Below are 18,130 nucleotides of genomic sequence, written 5' to 3'. Positions count from 1 at the left end.
GCTCACCAGCCGAGGTGGTCGAACGCCGTCGCGAGCGTCGGGGCGAGGGTCTCGGCGTAGGTCGCGGTCAGGTGGTTGTCGTCCATGTAGACGAGCACGTTGCCCACCTCGCTGCGGCAGACCGCCGGGTCGCAGATGCCGTCGGCCACGTCGGCGAACACCACGTTCGGCGGGACGCCCGGGACCGCCGACCACGGCGGGTACGGCTGGTACAGCGTGTGCCGGTCGACCTCGCAGTCCGGCGCGCCCCGGCCCTGCCGGGCGACGCAGTCGACCACGTTGAAGTCGAACCGCGGGTTGTCGCGGACCGCGACGACCGGGATCCCGGCCGCGTCGAGCCGCTGCCAGGCCTGCACGAACCCCTCGGGGGTCTGCTCGTGCAGTCCGGGCCGCACGTCGCGGCTGGCCAGGGTCAGGACCGCGTCGGGGTGCATCGCGACCAGCTGGTCGTGCACCGCGGCGTTCCAGTCGGTGCACCCCTGGTCGTCGGCGACGGTCTCCGAGCGCACCGACATCGGGCAGGCCCCGCGGAACATGCCCACCATCGACCAGTTGCGCTGCTCGGCGATCACCGCGAGCGAGGCGGCGTACTGCTGGGCGTGCGAGTCGCCGACCACGGCGACCGTCCGCTCCGAGGTCTCCGGGGCCGGCGCGGGCACGGTGCAGACCTCGAGCTCCGCGTCGTGCTCGGAGGGCCCGCAGTCCCAGCTGGTGCCGTGGTAGCTCCAGTCGTCGGGCGCCTGCACCAGCGACGGGGTCAGCTCGGCGTCGGCCGGGTCGAGCGAGGCGAGGTCGAACTGCGGGGACAGCGCCGCCGCGCCCGGGTGCGACGGCGAGCCCGCCAGCACCGGCGTCGACGCCCGCGCGGCGGCCAGCCCGTACCAGGAGCCCGCCGCGACGAGCACGGTCAGCGCGAGCACCCCGCCGGTCCGCAGCGCGTGGCGCACGTCGAGCGCGGCGATCCGCTGCTCGACGAACCGGTGGGTCAGCCAGGCCAGCACGAACGACACCGCGATCACGGCGGCGCCCTGCTCGAGGTCCAGCCGGTCCTGCCCGGTGCGCACCAGGGTGAGCGTCAGGATCGGCCAGTGCCACAGGTACAGCGGGAACGAGATGTCGCCGATCGTGCGCAGCACCCGTCCCGACAGCAGGCGGTCGACGCCGAACCGGTGCCCGGACCGCCCGGCGACCAGCACCATCGCCGCGGCCAGCGTCGGCCAGAGCGCCGCCCAGCCGGGGAACGCGCGGTCGACCTGGAGCAGGATCCCGCAGGAGACCAGCGCGGCCACGCCGCCCCAGCCGAGCACCGCGCGGGTGCCGGGGGTCAGCTCCGGCCGGTCCTCGATCCGGGAGATCCACAGCGCGAGCAGCCCACCGAGCGCGAACTCCCAGATCCGCGTCGCGGAGTGGAAGTAGGCGAGCGGCTGGTTCACCAGCGTCAGGTACACCGAGTACGCGAACGAGGCCCCGCCGACGGCGAGCAGCGTGCCGGTGAGCCGCCGGTGCAGGTCGGCCCCGTCCCGCCGGGTCGCGATCGCGACACCGGCCACGACCAGCGGCGCGAGCAGGTAGAACTGACCCTGGATGGACAGCGACCAGAAGTGCTGGACGATGCTCGCCGCGTTGTCGCGGGCCGCGTAGTCGACCGAGTTGTGTGCCAGCTCCCAGTTCTGCAGGAACAGCAGCGAGGCGACCGTCTCCCGGACGGTCGGCATCCACCGGTTCTCCGGCAGCAGCCAGAGCCCGGCCACCACGCCCGCGACGAGGACGACCGTCACCGCCGGTAGCAGCCGGGAGAACTGGCGTCGCCACGTGGCGAGCACGTCGACCCCGCCCCGCGCCGCCGCCCGGTGGAGACCACCGGTGATGAGGAAGCCGGTGATCAGGAAGAACACGTCGACGCCGCCGGAGACCCGGCCGACCCAGACGTGGTAGACGACCACCAGCACCACCGCCAGGGCGCGCAGACCCTGCAGCTCCGGACGGAACCGGGAGCGCGCGACGCCCCCGGCCGTCGTCGTGGTGCGGCTGGCGGGGGCTCCACCGGGTGACGACACGAGTGGCAGCTCCTCGTTGCGGGCACGATCGGGTAAAGGGAAGTTTACGATTCGACCCCTACAACGACGACGGCGGTCACCGGGTTCCCCCGGTGACCGCCGTCGTGGGGTCAGGGTCTCGCTCAGTATCCGATGTATCCGCCGTGGCTGCCGACCCGGCCACCCGCGTCGAGGGTGTCGATGCCGTAGCGGTCGATCATGTAGCGGACGCCCGCGGTGATGTTCGCGATCGGGTCGGTGATCGCCCGGTCCGCGAAGTCCGGGTGCACGTAGGCCGCGAACGTCGAGGGGATGACCTGCATGAGGCCCTCGGACGGGTTGCCGGCCGCGGCGTTGGAGTCCCAGTTGTTGATGGCGTGCGGGTTCCCGTTGGACTCCTTGAGGATGATCCGCTTGAGCCCGCTCGCGTAGGACTGGGACAGCCCCATGTGGTCCAGGGCCTCGGCGATCCAGCCGTCCAGTCCGCCCTGGGCGACGATCGCGTCGATCCGCGCCTTCTCGGCCTGGCGCGCCTTCTCGGCCGCGGCGGCCTTGGCGTGCTCGGCGGCGATCTTCGTCGCGATCTCGTGCGCCTTGCCCATGGACGCGAGGTCGGCGTCCTGGGCGGGGGCGGCGGCCTGCAGCGCGCCCGACGCGGCGGACGGCTGGGCGAAGGAGACCGGGCTGAAGAAGCCGGAGGTCGAGCCGTCGGTGGCCTTCGTGGCCGAGGGGATGTTCGCGGAGTACGCGGCCAGCGTCGTGGCGGCGGTGGTGCCGCCCTCCTCGGCGTCGGCCTGCGTCGAGGTCCCGTCGAGAGTGGTCGGGACGATCGCGGCGAACGCACCGGAGGCGAGCACGCCGAACGCGGCGCCGGTGGCGGCCGTGCGGGTGCCCGCACGACGCGCGGCGTGCGCGGGGCCGCCGTCCCGCGAGGAACGGAGGGACGGTGCAGCGGCCGTCGCTGCGGGTGTGGTCGCCACGGGTCGGGGGAACCCGTGGTGGCCACCGGGGGAGCGGTGTCCGGGCAAGGAAACGCCTTTCAGATCACGGACGGCGCCGCGCACGAACGGCCGGGTCGGGGGTCCCGGGTGAGCCGGTCGGGGAGTCCGGCTCCAGCCCGCTCGTGATCGGGCCGTGATGACTGGGGATGACCGTAGAGGGCCCCGCCGCGGGGGTCCAGCCCCGGGGTCGTCGGTCGCCGCGCGACAGACACCGTTCACCGGTTCCGTGATCTTGAGAGCGTGCGGGGAGCAACCCGGTGGACGGTGCGCCTCGGCCGACGGACGGCGGTCCCCGCAGGTGGCGGGCTCGCGACGAACGGCGCAATACTGGAGTCGGCTCGAGGTTTGTACGGGCCGTCCCGATGCGCGGAACGGCGTGTGGGGGCGGCCGCGGCGGGGTAGCGGGACGGGGGACGGGCATGGACACGGGCGACCTGTTGACCATCGGGGAGATCGTCGAGCGCAGCGGGTTCCCGCACTCGGCGTTGCGCTACTACGAGCGCGAAGGGCTGATCTCCGCGACGCGGACCTCGGGCAACCAGCGCCGCTACCGGCGCAGCGTGCTGCGCAGGCTCGCCTTCGTCCGGGCGGCCCGGTCCATCGGGATCGGGCTGGAGGAGGTCCGCTCCGCCCTCGACGCGCTGCCCGCGGACCGCACGCCGACCCGGTCGGACTGGGCCCGGCTGTCGCGGTCCTGGCGCGGCAGGCTCGACGAGCAGATCGACGCGCTGACCGCCCTGCGCGACGGCCTCGACGGCTGCATCGGCTGCGGCTGCCTGTCGATGACGACCTGCCGGTTGGTCAACCCCGACGACGCCGCCGCCGCGTACGGCGACGGTGCCCGGGTACTGCCCGCCGCGCTGCGCCGCCCGCCGGTGCACGGCCGGTGAACCCTGCCCGGTGACCGCTGCCGTGGCGCCCCGGGCTGCCTAACCTGGGGTCGTGACCGATCTCGTACCGGACCGCTGGTTGACCGTCGACGGCCTCGCCAACGCCCGTGACGTCGGCGGCCTCCCGCTCGACGGCGGGGGCCGCGTCCGCACCGGCGTCCTGCTGCGCACCGAGTCCCTGGAGGGGCTGGGGCCGGCCGCCGTCGCGTACCTCACCGACGAGCTGGGCGTCGCGCAGGTGCTGGACCTGCGCACCGACCACGAACGCACGACCTACGGCCTCGGTGCGCTCGCCGCGGCCGGGGTGCCGGTGCACCGGCTCAGCTTCATCCCCGAGACCGGGATCGCCCTGCCCGAGACCGAGGACGCCCACGCCGCGCTCGACCCGATGCTCGGCCACTACCTGGCCTACCTCGACGGCCGCGGCGAGTACGTCGTGGACGGGGTCCGCCGGATCGCCGGGCTGGAGTCCGGCACGACCGTCGTGCACTGCGCCGCCGGCAAGGACCGGACCGGCGTGCTCGTCGCGCTGGTGTGCGCCGCGGTCGGGGTACCGCGGGAGGAGATCACCGCCGACTACGCGCTGTCCGCGACCCGGATCGACGCCCTGTTCCGGAAGTGGACGACCGCCTCGGGCGAGCCGATGCCCGGCGCCGACGAGCTGGACCGGCACCGCCCACGGGCCGAGGTCATGGCCGAGTTCCTGCGGCTGCTCGACGAGCGCCACGGCGGCCCGGTCGGCTGGCTGCGCGAGAACGGCCTCACCGAGGACGAGCTGACGCGCCTCCGGACCCGGCTGCGCGACGGGAGCGCCTGAGCACGCTCAGGGCAGCTCCTCGATCGGCACCATCGGGTCGAGCTTGCGCAGCGACCCCGGGTCCCCGGTGACCGCGGGCCAGCCCCGCCGCCGGGCGGCGGTGACGACCTGGCCGGTCACGATGTCGTCGAGCCCCTGGGAGGCCAGCAGCAGCCCGGCCTCCTGGGCGCTCTCGGGGGACAGCTCGTGGATCACGGTGTTCGGCAGACCCAGCAGGACCTGCAGTGCGGCGTGGTGCTCGGCGTCGACCATCGACCAGGCGCGGCCGAGGGCGGCGCTGGGCACCGCGAGCACGATGTTCTCCTCCACCGCGGCCCAGACCAGCGCACGCATGTAGACGGGGCGACCGGTCGCGAAGGCCGCCAGAGCCGAGGAGTCGAGTACGCGTCCGCCGATCATCGCGGGCTCAGCCGACGGCCACGGGCGGGACCGGGCGCAGCGAACGGCGCGCGGCATCCAGCTCGTCGGCCGGCGGGGGGCCGCCGTAGAGGTCGGCCAGGGTGGCCAGGGAACGGTCCCGGTCCTGCCGTGCCTGCACGGCCTCCGCCACGTAGGCGGACAGGCTCGCCGCCGATCCGCGGGACACCGCGTCCCTCGCCTCGGCCACCAGCTCCGCCGGCAGCGTGACCGTCACCCGCTCGCTGCGCATACCGAAATGCTACTCCCTGCATACCGCCCGGGTCACGGACACGCCGCGGGAGGCAGGTTACCGGCGGGTATGGAAGGCTCCGGGTCGGGACAGTGCCGACCTCACACGACGAACGGGTGCTCATCCATGGACCTGACCTTCACCCCGGCCGAGGAGGAGTTCCGCGCGGAACTGCGCTCCTGGCTCGGCGCCCACATCCCGCAGGAGTGGACCCGCCCCGGGTTCTGGGAGTCCCTGGAGGACTCCGAGAGCTTCCGGCTGCGGCGCGACTGGGAACGGGACAAGGCCGACGCCGGGTTCGCCGGCATCCAGTGGCCCGTCGAGTACGGCGGCCGCGGCGGCACGCCGGGCATGAAGGCCATCTACGACGAGGAGACCGTCCGCGCCCAGGCGCCGCGCACGGTCAACCCGCTCGGGCTGACCTTCCTCGCGCCGACGGTCATGGCGATCGGCACCGACGCGCAGAAGAAGGAGATCATCGGCCCGCTGCTGCGCAACGAGGTCGTGTGGTGCCAGGGCTTCTCCGAGCCCGGTGCCGGCTCCGACCTCGCGGCGCTGTCCACCAAGGGCGTCCGCGACGGTGACGACTTCGTCGTCAACGGCCAGAAGGTCTGGACCACCAACGCCGTGCACGGCGACAAGATCTTCACCCTGGTCCGCACCGAGGCCGGGTCGGAGAAGCACCGCGGCATCTCGATGCTGCTCATCGACATGGACCAGCCCGGCGTCACCGCGCGCCCGTTGCGCCAGATGAGCGGGGCCAGCGAGTTCGGCGAGGTCTTCTTCGACGACGCCCGCGTCCCGGCCGCCGACTGTCTCGGCGAGATCGGTGACGGCTGGCGCACCGCGATGCTGCTGCTCTCGTTCGAGCGCGGCGCGTCCGGCATCTCCCAGTACACCGAGTTCCGTCGTCAGTACGACGAGATCGCCGCCGTCGCCCGGAGGCTCGGCCGCGACACCGACCCGGTGATCCGCGACGACCTGGCCCGCGTCCTGGTCGAGCTGGAGTGCCTGAAGCTGCACTCGATGCACGTGCTCACCCAGGTCGAGCAGGGCCGCGATCTCGGCTTCGAGGCGTCGATGACCAAGCTGCAGTGGTCCGAGGCGTTCCAGGACCTGTGGGAGGTCTACGACCGGATCCTCGGCGAGGACGCGACGCTCGACGCGCTGCCCGACGGCACCGACCTGCGCCCGCTGCACGCCCAGGCCATGTGGTCGCGCTCGGTCACCATCTGGGGCGGCTCGTCGCAGGTGCAGCGCAACGTCACCGCCGAGCGCGTGCTCGGCCTGCCGCGGTAAGGGGAACGGACACATGTTCTTCGCACTCACCCAGGATCAGCAGGAGTTCGGCGCCGCGGTGCGCGACTACCTGGCCGAGCGCTTCGACCTCGCCGCCGTGCGGGCGGTCGTCGAGAACCCGTCCGACGACGGCAACCCGGCGTCGTTGTGGCGCGCCGCGGGCGAGCAGGGGTGGACCGCGGTCACCGTCGACGAGGAGCACGACGGCCTCGGTCTCGGCCTGGTCGAGGCCCAGGTGATCGCCCGGGCGCTCGGGGCGGGTGTCGCCCCCGGCCCGTGGCGCGGCACCGTGCTGGCCGCCGACGCGATCCGGCTCGCCGGCTCCGACGAGCAGAAGGCGGCCTGGCTGCCGAAGCTCGCCGCGGGCGAGGCGGTCGGTGCGTTCACCACCCGGGGCAGCGCCGCGACCGGTCTGCCGGTGGTGGAGTACGGCGCGCTCGCCGACGTCGTCGTCGCCCCGGCCGAGGACGGCCTGCCCGGGCTGGCGCTGGTCACCGGCGCCACGGCGTCGCCGGTCGGCAGCTTCGACGGCACCACCCGGCTCGCGTCGCTGGGCGGCGGGACCGCCGAGGCGCTGCCCGGCACCACCGTCGAGCTGCAGAAGCAGCTGACCGACCGGGCGACCGTGCTGGTCGCCGCGGACCTGGTCGGCATCGCCCGCGAGGCGTTGACCCGCACCGTCGCCTACGACCGCGAGCGCACCCAGTTCGGTGTGCCCGTCGGGTCGTTCCAGGCGCTCAAGCACGCGCTGGCCGACCTGCACGTCGGGGTCACGATGGCCGAGCACGCGGCGCTCTACGCCGCGCACGCGGTGGACACCGGGCTCGACGGCGCCGAGCTCGCCGTCGCCGTCGCCAAGGCCAAGAGCAGCGACGTGGCGCTCCAGGCGACCGCGGCGATGATCCAGTTCCACGGCGGCATCGGCTACACCTGGGAGCACGAGGCGCACTTCTTCTACAAGCGCGCCAAGCGGCTCGCCGGCCAGTACGGCGACGTCGCCGTCTCCCGCGAGCGGATCGCCTCCCTGACCATCGGGGCCTGACCCCTCCGTGGGCCCGCGTGAGGCCACAGTGCACCCCGTCTGCTCAGGGCGGATGTGCGCTGTGGACTCGCGCGCCCGGCGCGGACGTGGGACCGTCGGACGATGGCACCCGTCACACCGGTCAACGCCACCGCCGCCGCACTCCTCGGTCTGCTCCACGGCGGGCCGATGACCGGTGGGCAGCTGGTGGCGGCGGCCGGTGAGCGGTTCGGGCTGTTCTTCTCGGTCACCCGCAGCCAGGTCTACCGCGAGCTGCCCGCGCTGACCGAGGAGGCGTTGCTGCGCCTGGGCAAGCAGGGCCCGCGGGCCAGCCAGCAGTACGTGATCACCGCCGCCGGCAAGCGGTCGTTCAAGCACTGGCTCGCCACCGGCGGCGACGCCGACGCCGTCCGCAGCCCGCTGGTGCTGCGGTTGCTGCACGCGGGGACGCTGACGGTCAAGCAGCGCACCGAGCTCGTCGCGGCCGCCCGCGAGGCCTACGCCGAGCGGCTCGCGGTGGCCCGCGCCGCCGCCCGTGCGACCGACGACCCCTACGGCCGTCCGGTCGCGGACTTCGCCGTCGCCCACACCCGGGCGATGATCAAGCTGATCGACGCGATCCCCCAGGACTGAACCGGGTCCCACCCCGCGTACCCTCGACCGTTGTGAACTCCGACGTCCAGGCCGACCTGAAGGACCTCGACACCACGCTGTCCAGCATCGAGGCCGTCGCCGACGTGCCCCGGCTGCGCCAGGAGATCGAGGAACTGTCCGAGCAGGCGGGCCGGCCGGACCTCTGGGACGACGTCGACGCCGCCCAGCAGATCACCAGCCGGCTGGCCTACGCCCAGGGCGACCTGCGCCGGCTCGACGACCTGCGCCGCCGCCTCGACGACGTGCCGGTGCTCTACGAGCTCGCCGAGGACGAGGGCGACGAGTCCGCCGTCGCGGACGCCGACGCCGAGCGCGCGAAGCTCCGCAGCGAGATCTCCTCGCTGGAGGTCCGCACCCTGCTCTCGGGCGAGTACGACGAGCGCGAGGCCCTGGTGACCATCCGGTCCGAGGCCGGGGGCATCGACGCCGCCGACTTCGCCGAGATGCTGCTGCGCATGTACCTGCGCTGGGCCGAGCGCCACGGCTACGGCACCGACGTCTACGAGACGTCCTACGCCGAGGAGGCCGGCATCAAGTCGGCCACCTTCGCCGTCCACGCGCCGTACGCGTTCGGGACGCTGTCGGTCGAGGCCGGCACCCACCGCCTGGTGCGGATCTCGCCGTTCGACAACCAGGGGAGGCGCCAGACGTCGTTCGCCGGTGTCGAGGTGGCCCCGGTCGTCGAGACCTCCGACCACATCGAGATCGACGAGAAGGACCTGCGGGTCGACGTGTTCCGCGCGTCCGGGCCCGGCGGCCAGGGCGTCAACACGACCGACTCGGCGGTCCGGCTGACCCACATCCCGTCCGGGATCGTCGTCGCCTGCCAGAACGAGCGCTCCCAGCTGCAGAACAAGGCGTCGGCGATGGCCGTGCTGCAGGCGAAGCTGCTGGAGCGCCGCCGGCAGGAGGAGCGCGAGCTGCGCGACTCGTTCAAGGAGGCCGGGTCCTCCTGGGGCAACCAGATGCGCAACTACGTGCTGCACCCGTACCAGCTGGTGAAGGACCTGCGCACCGAGCACGAGGAGGGCAACCCCTCGCAGGTGCTCGACGGCCAGATCGACGAGTTCATCGAGGCCGGCATCCGCTGGCGCAAGCAGACCGAATCGGCCTCGTGAGCCGGGGTCGCCGGGCGTCCGCCGTCTGCGGCGCCCTCCTCGTCCTCGCCCTGGCCGGATGCACGACGGGATCCCCGGAGCCGGCCGCCGACGGGGCTCCGCCCGCCTCCGCCGCGCCGTCGGCGCAGGACACCGTGGCCGCCGCGGGCACCGCGCTCGCCGACGCCGGGTCGGCGCGGGTCGACGTCGAGCTGGACTCGGTCACCGGCCCGGTGCGCGCCTCCGGCCCCGCCCGCTTCGCCCCGTTCGCCGCAGACCTCACCGTCGCCCTCGGCACCCGTGGTGCCCGGGTCAGGGTGCTCGACGACCGTGCCTGGGTCCGGTTCGGCGGCAGCGACCGCTGGCAGCCGCTGTCCACGGGGCTCCTCCCGGTCGGTGCCGTCGGCGGGATGCTGCACGCCGCGCCCGGACTGCGCGACGTCGTCGCCGCGCCGGGGGCCACCGACGTCGACGGCGTCGCCGCGACGACCTACACCGGGTCGGTGGACCTCGCCGCCGCACGGGCCGGCGCCCCGAACCCGGCGGTCGCGACCCGGCTCGACGAGCTCGCCGGGCTGGTCTCGCCGACCCCGCGGTTCACCGCCTGGCTCGGTGCCCCCGACGCCGCCCCCGCCGACCGCGGACGGCTGCTCCGGCTGCGCCTGGAGCCGCAGGCCCCGGCCGCCGGGACGCAGAACGCCGGCGCCGCGGTCCCGGGTGCGGTGACCGTCTCCTTCAGCGACCCCGGGCTGCCGGTGGAGATCACCGCCCCCTGACGACGGCCCCGTGTCCCGTCGCCCGCGCGCCTCGACCCGGGTCGGCGCGGTCCACCGAGATGCAGCTCAGCGGGCCGTGGAGATCGACGATTCCCGCTGAGCCGCATCTCGGCGTCGCGGCGGCCGGGCCGACGAGTGTCCGGGGCGGGGCGGGGCGGGCTCAGCGCGGCGCGGTCGCGCCGCGGGTCAGGGCGGCGAGCGACACGGCGGAGAGCGTGGCCGCGGTCAGCATGGTCACGGCCATCGCCGTCGCGCTCGACCCGACCAGCGGCGAGACCAGGGCGCCGAGGCCGAACTGGGTGGCCCCCAGCAGGGCCGAGCCCGTCCCGGCGCGGTCGCGGACCTCGCCGGTCGCCAGCGCCGCGCTGTTGCCCATCACGAACCCGAGCGTGGCCAGGGTCGCGAACAGCAGCACGAGGACGGGCCAGCGGGCGGCGCCGAGCAGCACCACGACGAGCAGCGCCGCGCACAGCACGACCAGCCCCCCGACGGCGACGACGAGCTGGCGGCGCGGGGCGACCCGAGCGGCGAGCCGGCTGCTGACGATGTTGCCCAGCACCAGCCCGGCCGCGTTCGTCCCGAAGGCGAGGGCGTACTGCGTCGTGGAGAGGCCGAGGGTCTGCTGCAGCACGAACGGCGACCCGGAGATGTAGGCGAACATCATCGAGAACGACGTGGCGAAGGCGAGCACGTAGCCGACGTAACGACGGCGGCGCAGCAGCGCACCGACGTCGGAGAAGGTCCGTCGCACACCGCCGGAGGTACGGGCCGGGGCCGGCAGCGTCTCGTGCACCGCGAGCAGCGACGACACCAGCATGAGCAGCGCCAGCCCGGCGAGCACGACGAAGATGCCCCGCCAGCCGACGACCCCGCCGAGCGAGCTGCCGATCACCGGCGCGACCACCGGCGCGATCCCGTTGATCGCCATCATCAGCGAGAACAGCTGCGCGGTCCGCGCGCCGGTGGTGCGGTCGGAGATCATCGCGCGGCTCAGCACCAGACCGGCCGCACCGCCGAAGCCCTGCAGGAACCGGGCGACGACGAGCACCGCGACCGACGGCGCGACCGCGCTCGCCAGGGACGCGACGAACAGCAGGACCGTGCCGGCGAGGACCAGGCGTCGCCGCCCCCAGCTGTCCGAGAGCGGGCCGATCACCAGCTGCCCGACCGCCAGCCCCACCAGGAACGCGGTCAGGGTCAGCTGCGCCGCCGACGCCGACGCCCCCAGCTCGGTCGCCACGGTCGGCAGCACGGGCAGGTACATGTCGGTGGCCAGCGGCGCCACGGCCGTCAGCAGCGCGAGGACACCGATCCACACGCCGTCCGGCACGGTGCGGCCGCGCGCGGTCCTCGGTGCGGCCTGCTCGGTACCCACGGTCATGACGGTCCTCTCTCCGACGGCAATCAGCTATGAAAATATATATGAACGGTCGAGTAGTATCGCGTATGTGACGGAGATCAAGGAGCGCGAGGACTGGGCGGCGCTGGTGGCCGCCGTCCACGACCTGTCGCGGGTGCTGCGGGCGTCGGGCGAACGCGCGGTCGGCCTGGACGCGATCACCGGATCCGAGCACGAGGTGCTCCGGTGGGTCTCGGCCCGGCCCGGGCACCCGGTGTCGGCGGTGGCCCGCGGTCTCGGGCTGCAGCCCAGCAACGTCAGTACGACCGTCCGGTCGCTGGTCGAGCGCGACCTCGTCGAGCGCCGTGCCGACCCGGCCGACGGCCGTCGTGCGCTGCTGTACCCCACGGCCCGGGCGGTCCGGCACCGCGAGCTCCTCGACGCCGCCTGGACGCGGCAGATCCGGCGCGCGCTCGGCGACCTGGACGGTGCCGACGCGGTCGCGCTGCGTGCGGCGGTCCCCGTCCTGGACCGGCTCGCCGGTGCGCTCGACCCGTCGCGGGACCCGGTCGCCGCCGGACCGGCCTGACGGGCGTGTCGTCACGGCCCGTGTACTCCGGGCGGCGGTACCGTCCCGCTCCGTGATCGAGCTGCGGGACGTCACCAAGCGCTACCCGGCGTCCGGGCGTCCGGCGCTGGACCGGGTCTCCGCGACGGTCGGTGCGGGCGAGTTCGTGTTCCTGATCGGACCGTCCGGGTCGGGCAAGTCGACGCTGCTGCGGCTGCTACTGCGCGAGGACGTCCCCACCTCGGGATCCATCCTCATCGACGGCCTCGACGTCGCCGGGCTGCCCCGGCGCAAGGTGCCGAAGCTGCGCCAGCGGATCGGGTGCGTGTTCCAGGACTTCCGGCTGCTGCCCAAGCGCACCGTCGCCGGCAACGTCGCGTTCGCGCTCGAGGTGCTGGGGCGCAGGCCCTCGGAGATCCGGATCGCCGTCCCGGAGCTGCTGGAGATGGTGGGGCTGCAGGGCAAGGCCGAGCGGCTGCCGCACGAGCTGTCCGGCGGCGAGCAGCAGCGCGTCGCGATCGCCAGGGCGTCGGTCAACCGGCCCCCGCTGCTGCTGGCCGACGAGCCCACCGGCAACCTCGACCCCGAGACCGGACGGGAGATCATGCAGGTCCTGGAGCGCATCAACCGCGCGGGCACCACGGTGCTGATGGCCACCCACGACTCGTCCATCGTGGATGCGATGCGCCGCCGGGTGATCGAGCTGGCCGACGGCGGCGTGCTGCGCGACGAGGCCCGCGCGGTGTACGGGGCGGGCCGGTAGATGCGCCCCGCCCTGCTCACCCGCGAGGTCTCCTCCGGCCTGCGCCGCAACGTCACGATGACCGTCGCGATGGTCCTGACCACCGCGGTCACCCTCATGTCGGTCGGTGCGGGCCTGCTCGTGCTGCGCACCATCGACGACATCTCGGCGCTCTACACGAACCGGCTCGAGATCCAGGTGGCGCTCACCCCGGACGTCTCGGAGACCGACCCGGACTGCAGCGGGCCGACGTGCGCGTCGGTGCGGAGCGCGCTGGAGGCCGCCCCGGGCGTCGGCTCGGTCTCGTTCGAGTCCCAGCAGCAGGCCTGGACCCGCTTCCGCGAGCTGTTCGCCGGGCAGTCGGTCGCCGACGTCGCCCGGCCGCAGTCGCTGCCCGCCACGCTGCGGGTCACCCTGACCGACCAGCAGGCGGGTGCCGCGGCCGCCCGGGCCGCCGTGGAGGGCCGGCCGGGGGTGCGCGGGGTGATCGACCAGCGCGACGTCGTCGGGACCCTGTTCGACTTCCTGAACGGGGTGCGCAACGTGGCGTTCGCGCTCGCCGTCGTGCAGGCGCTCGCGGCGATCCTGCTGATCTCCAACACGGTGCAGGTCTCGGCGTTCATGCGGCGCACCGAGGTCGGCGTGATGCGCCTGGTCGGTGCGACGCGCTGGACCACCCAGCTGCCGTTCCTGGTCGAGGCCGCCATCGCCGGGGCCGTCGGCGGGGCGCTCGCCGGGATCGGCCTGGTCGCGGCCAAGTACGTCGTCGTCGACGACCTGTTCGCCGCGATGGGGCAGGCCGGCGTGATCCCGCCGGTCCGGATCACCGACGTGCTGGTGGTCTCGGCGTTGCTCGTGCCCACCGGGGCCCTCGTCGCGGGGGTCACCGGCTACGTGACCCTGCGCGCCTACGTGAAGGTCTGAGCGTTCACCCCGCGGGGGCGAACGCCGCGGCGTGGTCGCGGGCGAACTCCTCCAGGGTGCGGGCCGGGTGGCCGGTGAGGACGGCCACGGCGTCGTCCACCCGTGCGGCCTCGCCCCGCCCGTAGTGGGCGTAGTCCTCGACCAGTCCCGCGGCCTGCCAGGGCGGCAGCACCCCGTCCAGGGCGGCGGCGAACGCCTCGGGGGTGAGGTCGTCGAACGTGACCGGGTGTCCGGTGGCCCGGGTCAGGGCCGCGGCGATCCCGGCGTGGGTGACCGCGCGCGGCCCGGTGAGGTCGTGCACCGCTCCGTCCGGTCCGGCGCCGGTGAGCACGGCCGTGGCGGCGTCGGCGATGTCGCGCACGTCGACCGCGCTCACCGCGGCGTCGCCGATCGGGGCGCCGAACCGGCCGGTCGCGGCGACCAGGGGGGCGAAGGCCAGCAGGCCCTGCAGGAACAGGTTCGGCCGCAGCACCACGTGGCCGATCCCCAGGTCGCGGACGTGCTGCTCCACCGCGGCGTGCCAGCGCAGGAACCGCACCGGGGAGTCCGCCCGCGCCGCGAACTGCGACAGCAGCACCAGCCGGGACACCCCGGCGGTCGCGGCGGCGTCGGCCACCGCGATCTGGGTGGTCGCGGCGTCGGGGGCCGAGGGCGAGTTGAGGAAGGCCGCGTCGACCCCGTCCAGTGCCGCGGCGACGGCGTCCGGGTCGCGCAGGTCGCCCCGCACGACCTCGACGCCGCCGGCACCGGCGAGGCGGTCCGGGTCGCGGACCAGCGCCCGCACCGTCACGTCACGGCCGGCCAGCGCGGTCAGCAGGTGCCCGCCGATCCCGCCGGTCGCCCCGGTCACCAGCACCGTCGTCGTCATGTCCGTCTCCTGTGATCGCCGATCCGATAAGAGAGCACTGCTCTCGTTACGAAGTCTGCACGCGGCGCCGCCGACACGCAAGAGCGGTGCTCCGGCGATGCCGCGGTCGGATACCGGTGGCGGTACGCGGGTAGGCTGGTCGTGTGAAGGAACAGGGCCGGAAGGTGATCGCGCAGAACCGTCGGGCCCGGCACGACTACGCGATCCTGGAGGAGTTCGAGGCCGGGGTCGCGCTCAAGGGGACCGAGGTGAAGAGCCTCCGTCTGGGCCGGGCGTCGCTGGTCGACGCCTTCGCCACCATCGACGACGGCGAGATCTTCCTGCGCAACCTGCACATCCCGGAGTACGTACGCGGCAGCTGGACCAACCACGAGCCGCGCCGCACCCGCAAGCTGCTGCTGCACCGCGGGGAGATCGACCGGCTGATGGGCAAGACCCGCGAGGGCGGGCTCACCCTGGTGCCGCTGTCGCTGTACTTCAACGACGGCAAGGTCAAGTGCGAGATCGCGCTCGCCAAGGGCAAGAAGGACTACGACAAGCGCCGCGACCTGGCCAAGAAGGACGCCCAGAAGGAGATCGCGCGTGCCGTCGGCCGTGCGGCCAAGGGGCGGGCCCGGGACCTGCGCGGCTGAGCCACGGCCCGCCTAGGGTGGGGCCGTGGATCTCCCCGTGCCACCCTCCGACGACGCCGACGTGCCCCGCTGGACCGCCGAGCTGGACCTGCCCGGCCTGGTCGACGTGCACGTGCACTTCCTGCCCCAGCGGATGCTCGACAAGGTCTGGGCCTACTTCGACGACGCCGAGACCCATTACGGCACCCCGTGGCCGGTGCAGTACCGGCTGCCCGAAGAGGAGCGCTACGCGATCCTCGAACGCCTCGGGGTGCTCGCGTTCGCGCCCCTGACCTACCCGCACAAGCCGGGCATGGGGGAGTGGCTCACCGACTGGGCCGGCGGGTTCGCCGACGCCCACCCGCGCGCGGTGCGCACCGCGACGCTCTACCCGGAACCGTCCGTGGTGGACTACCTCGGCCGTGCCGTCTCCGACGGTGCGCGGATGGTGAAGGTGCACGTCCAGGTCGGGGGGTTCGACCCGCGCGACCCCCTGCTGCGCGACGCCTGGGGCCTGCTGGCCGACGCGGGCGTGCCCGCCGTCGTCCACTGCGGCGACGGCCCGATCCCCGGCGAGCACACCGGGCTCGGGATCTTCGCCGAGGTGCTGGCGGCGCACCCCGATCTGCGGATCGTGCTGGCGCACGCGGGCATGCCGGACTTCCGGGGCGCGCTGGAGCTGCTGGACCGGTTCCCGAACCTGGTGCTGGACACGACGATGGTCGGCACCGCGTTCTCCCAGGCGATCGCGCCGCTGCCGCCGGACTGGCCGGCACGCCTGGCCGAGCACCCGGGGCGGATCGTGCTCGGCACCGACTTCCCCAACATCCCCTACGCCTACGCCGAGCAGCTCGCCGCGATCGCCGGCTGGGCCGCGGCCGAGCCCCGCCTCGGCGCGGCCTTCCTGCGCTCGGTCCTGTACGACGCCCCGGCCGCGCTGCTGGGCGTCGACCCCGTCCGACACGCCGCCCCCGGCCCCGCGGCCGCGACCCCGAGGAGCTCCTAGACATGGTCAGCCCGCAGAACGACGGGAACGGCGCGGCCGCCCCGGTCGACATCGCCCTCTACGGCGCGACCGGCTTCGTCGGCGGCCTCATCGCCCGTCACCTCGCCGAGCACGCCCCGCCCGGGGTGCGCATCGCGCTGGCCGGCCGCTCCGAGGCGAAGCTCGCCGCGACCCGGGCGGCGCTGCCGGCGTCGGCGCGGGACTGGCCGCTGATCGTCGCCGACGCCGCCGACCCGGCCGCGACCGACCGGCTCGCCGCGGGCGCACGCGTCGTGCTGAGCACGGTCGGCCCGTACGCGAAGTACGGCCTGGGGCTGGTCGGGTCGTGCGCGAGGGCCGGCACCCACTACGCCGACCTCACCGGCGAGGTGCTGTTCGTCCGCGAGGCGATCGACCGCTTCCACGACACCGCCCGTGCGAGCGGCGCCCGGATCGTGCACTCCTGCGGCTACGACTCCGTCCCGTCCGACCTGGGGGTGTTCCTCGCGCACCGGGCCGCACAGGCCGACGGCGCGGGTGGGCTCACCGAGGTCCGCACGGTCGCGACGATGCGCGGCGGGGTCTCCGGCGGCACGGTGGACTCCCTGCGCGGGCAGCTCGACACGGTCCGCACCGACCGCGACGCCCGGCGCCTGGCCGCCCGCCCGCACTCGCTGAGCCCCGACCCGTCGGCCGAGCCGACGCCGTCGCAGCCGGGTGACGCGGGACCGCCCGCCCGGCTCCCGGACGGCACCTGGACCGCGCCGTTCGTGATGGCGTCCTACAACACCCGGATCGTGCGCCGCTCCAACGCGCTGCTCGACCACGCCTACGGTCGCGGCCTGCGCTACGGCGAGCTCCAGGGCTGTGGTCGCGGGGTGTCCGGGGCGGTCACCGCGGGTGTGGTCACCGGCGGGCTCGGCGCGCTGGTCGGGGCGTTCATGGTGCCGCCGATCCGCCCGCTGCTCGACCGGGTGCTGCCCGCGCCCGGGACCGGGCCGTCGGAGCGGACCCGCGAGCGCGGCTGGTTCCGGATGGACGTGCGTGCCGAGACCGAGTCCGGGCGTCGCTACCGGGTGCGGGTCTCCGGCCCCGGCGACCCCGGCTACGGGGCCACCGCGGTCATGTTCGGCGAGGCGGGCCTCGCACTGGCCCTGGGCGGGTCCGCGCTGCCCGACCGTGCGGGCTGCCTCACCCCGGCCACCGCGCTGGGTGACGTGCTGGTCGACCGGCTGCGGGCCGCGGGACACACCTACGAGGTCGCGGCGGGGTGACACACCACCGGGAACCGGGATGATCGGGCGGGCGCGGGGCGTTATGCTGTGCGTCCGCCCGGGTACGTCCGTGCGGAGTGCAGGTGGACTGCGGGTCCTCCGGGACCCGACCAGGGGGTGAACGGTTTCGACTCCGATCGTTGATCGAGGTGAAGCGTGCCGAGGAAGGCGACGATGATCTCGTTAACCATGCGTCGCAAAAAAATAAGTGCCGACAACAGTCGCACTGCCCAGAGCGCTTACGCGCTCGCTGCCTGATCACCAGGTAGGGGCTGTCGGGCCGGAGGCGTCCCCGCTCCGGTTCCCGACATCATTCAGGGGACTCACCCTGCGGTTCGGCCGCGGAATCGCAGGGGACATCCAACAGCGGCTGGGATCGTCACACCGGCTTGTTCGCGTGACCGGTGGATCCGAGTAGAGGCCCAGCGGACTGCGCACGGAGAAGCCCTCGTGAACCGACGGAGGACCCGGGTTCGATTCCCGGCACCTCCACCGCCCAGCGGCCCCGTCCCGACCCGGGACGGGGCCGTTCCCGTGTCCGGCGAAGATCGTTGCGCGATGAAACTGTGCATTGCTAAC

General features: G+C 74.0%; 19 protein-coding genes and 1 other RNA gene. 14 read left to right on the top strand and 6 right to left on the bottom strand.

Features of this window, described 5'->3' with window-relative positions; genetic code table 11:
- Positions 1-2: 2 nt before the first annotated feature.
- Positions 3-2,057 (bottom strand): acyltransferase family protein, encoded by a 2,055-nt coding sequence (locus ND486_RS19325; protein ID WP_251785607.1) that lies wholly within the window; start codon positions 2,055-2,057, stop codon positions 3-5.
- 122 nt (positions 2,058-2,179) lie between these two features.
- On the bottom strand, positions 2,180-3,016 hold the full coding sequence (locus tag ND486_RS29860; protein WP_251785606.1) for a transglycosylase SLT domain-containing protein: 837 nt from the start codon (positions 3,014-3,016) through the stop codon (positions 2,180-2,182).
- A 440-nt stretch (positions 3,017-3,456) separates the two neighbouring features.
- Between ND486_RS29860 and soxR the strand changes: the two genes are divergently transcribed.
- Both soxR and ND486_RS19310 read left to right on the top strand, forming a co-directional pair.
- The gene (soxR, locus tag ND486_RS19315; RefSeq protein ID WP_062400605.1) at positions 3,457-3,927 is read left to right on the top strand and encodes a redox-sensitive transcriptional activator SoxR; all 471 of its coding nucleotides are present in this window, start codon (positions 3,457-3,459) and stop codon (positions 3,925-3,927) included.
- A 52-nt stretch (positions 3,928-3,979) separates the two neighbouring features.
- On the top strand, positions 3,980-4,744 hold the full coding sequence (locus tag ND486_RS19310) for a tyrosine-protein phosphatase (RefSeq protein ID WP_251785605.1): 765 nt from the start codon (positions 3,980-3,982) through the stop codon (positions 4,742-4,744).
- Between the two features lie 6 nt (positions 4,745-4,750).
- On the opposite strand, the gene ND486_RS19305 is transcribed toward ND486_RS19310, so the two are convergent.
- On the bottom strand, positions 4,751-5,143 hold the full coding sequence (locus ND486_RS19305) for a hypothetical protein (protein WP_062400607.1): 393 nt from the start codon (positions 5,141-5,143) through the stop codon (positions 4,751-4,753).
- 7 nt (positions 5,144-5,150) lie between these two features.
- Positions 5,151-5,393 carry a hypothetical protein gene (locus ND486_RS19300; RefSeq protein WP_020621780.1) on the bottom strand — a complete coding sequence of 81 codons (243 nt, stop codon included), beginning with the start codon at positions 5,391-5,393 and terminating at the stop codon, positions 5,151-5,153.
- 126 nt (positions 5,394-5,519) lie between these two features.
- On the opposite strand from ND486_RS19300, the gene ND486_RS19295 reads away from it, so the two are divergent.
- The 5 genes from ND486_RS19295 to ND486_RS19275 all read left to right on the top strand — a co-directional run bounded on the left by ND486_RS19295 (position 5,520) and on the right by ND486_RS19275 (position 10,240).
- Entirely contained in the window at positions 5,520-6,692 is a 1,173-nt protein-coding gene (locus ND486_RS19295) for an acyl-CoA dehydrogenase family protein (protein ID WP_062400611.1), read from the top strand.
- Positions 6,693-6,705: 13 nt separating this feature from the next.
- Complete coding sequence (locus ND486_RS19290) at positions 6,706-7,734, top strand: acyl-CoA dehydrogenase family protein (RefSeq protein ID WP_251785604.1); 1,029 nt, start codon at positions 6,706-6,708, stop codon at positions 7,732-7,734.
- Positions 7,735-7,836: 102 nt separating this feature from the next.
- A complete protein-coding gene (locus ND486_RS19285; RefSeq protein WP_020621783.1) occupies positions 7,837-8,346 on the top strand; it encodes a helix-turn-helix transcriptional regulator in 510 nt (169 codons plus the stop codon).
- Positions 8,347-8,378: 32 nt separating this feature from the next.
- Positions 8,379-9,485 (top strand): peptide chain release factor 2, encoded by a 1,107-nt coding sequence (prfB, locus tag ND486_RS19280; protein ID WP_073578362.1) that lies wholly within the window; start codon positions 8,379-8,381, stop codon positions 9,483-9,485.
- Positions 9,482-10,240 carry a hypothetical protein gene (locus ND486_RS19275; protein WP_251785603.1) on the top strand — a complete coding sequence of 253 codons (759 nt, stop codon included), beginning with the start codon at positions 9,482-9,484 and terminating at the stop codon, positions 10,238-10,240. Before prfB ends, ND486_RS19275 begins: the two co-directional genes overlap by 4 nt.
- 160 nt (positions 10,241-10,400) lie before the next feature.
- On the opposite strand, the gene ND486_RS19270 is transcribed toward ND486_RS19275, so the two are convergent.
- On the bottom strand, positions 10,401-11,621 hold the full coding sequence (locus tag ND486_RS19270; RefSeq protein ID WP_251785602.1) for a multidrug effflux MFS transporter: 1,221 nt from the start codon (positions 11,619-11,621) through the stop codon (positions 10,401-10,403).
- A gap of 67 nt (positions 11,622-11,688) precedes the next feature.
- Here ND486_RS19270 and ND486_RS19265 point away from each other — a divergent pair, with 67 nt between their 5' ends.
- Genes ND486_RS19265 through ftsX form a run of 3 tightly spaced genes read left to right on the top strand, consistent with a single transcriptional unit; the run spans position 11,689 to position 13,813 of the window.
- Positions 11,689-12,168, top strand: coding sequence for a MarR family winged helix-turn-helix transcriptional regulator (locus ND486_RS19265; RefSeq protein WP_208819916.1), 480 nt, complete (start codon positions 11,689-11,691; stop codon positions 12,166-12,168).
- 52 nt (positions 12,169-12,220) lie between these two features.
- Complete coding sequence (ftsE, locus tag ND486_RS19260) at positions 12,221-12,910, top strand: cell division ATP-binding protein FtsE (RefSeq protein WP_226355406.1); 690 nt, start codon at positions 12,221-12,223, stop codon at positions 12,908-12,910.
- Positions 12,911-13,813, top strand: a complete 903-nt coding sequence (gene ftsX, locus ND486_RS19255; protein WP_251785601.1) for a permease-like cell division protein FtsX — start codon at positions 12,911-12,913, stop codon at positions 13,811-13,813.
- Positions 13,814-13,817: 4 nt separating this feature from the next.
- Here the strand turns inward: ftsX and ND486_RS19250 are convergent, their stop codons facing one another.
- On the bottom strand, positions 13,818-14,681 hold the full coding sequence (locus ND486_RS19250) for an NAD(P)H-binding protein (RefSeq protein ID WP_251785600.1): 864 nt from the start codon (positions 14,679-14,681) through the stop codon (positions 13,818-13,820).
- A gap of 143 nt (positions 14,682-14,824) precedes the next feature.
- Here ND486_RS19250 and smpB point away from each other — a divergent pair, with 143 nt between their 5' ends.
- The 4 genes from smpB (at position 14,825) to ssrA (ending at position 18,046) form a co-directional block, all read left to right on the top strand.
- A complete protein-coding gene (gene smpB / locus ND486_RS19245) occupies positions 14,825-15,313 on the top strand; it encodes an SsrA-binding protein SmpB (protein ID WP_060713108.1) in 489 nt (162 codons plus the stop codon).
- A 25-nt stretch (positions 15,314-15,338) separates the two neighbouring features.
- Entirely contained in the window at positions 15,339-16,298 is a 960-nt protein-coding gene (locus tag ND486_RS19240; protein ID WP_251785599.1) for an amidohydrolase family protein, read from the top strand.
- A gap of 2 nt (positions 16,299-16,300) precedes the next feature.
- Complete coding sequence (locus ND486_RS19235; RefSeq protein ID WP_251785598.1) at positions 16,301-17,551, top strand: trans-acting enoyl reductase family protein; 1,251 nt, start codon at positions 16,301-16,303, stop codon at positions 17,549-17,551.
- Between the two features lie 113 nt (positions 17,552-17,664).
- Positions 17,665-18,046: a transfer-messenger RNA gene (ssrA, locus tag ND486_RS19230) on the top strand.
- Positions 18,047-18,130 lie beyond the last annotated feature (84 nt).

It is taken from the genome of Pseudonocardia sp. DR1-2, assembly GCF_023717215.1.
Lineage (GTDB): Bacteria > Actinomycetota > Actinomycetes > Mycobacteriales > Pseudonocardiaceae > Pseudonocardia > Pseudonocardia alni.
The sequence above is the reverse complement of the archived record's forward strand: the minus strand, read 5'-3'. Positions and strand labels throughout refer to the sequence as shown.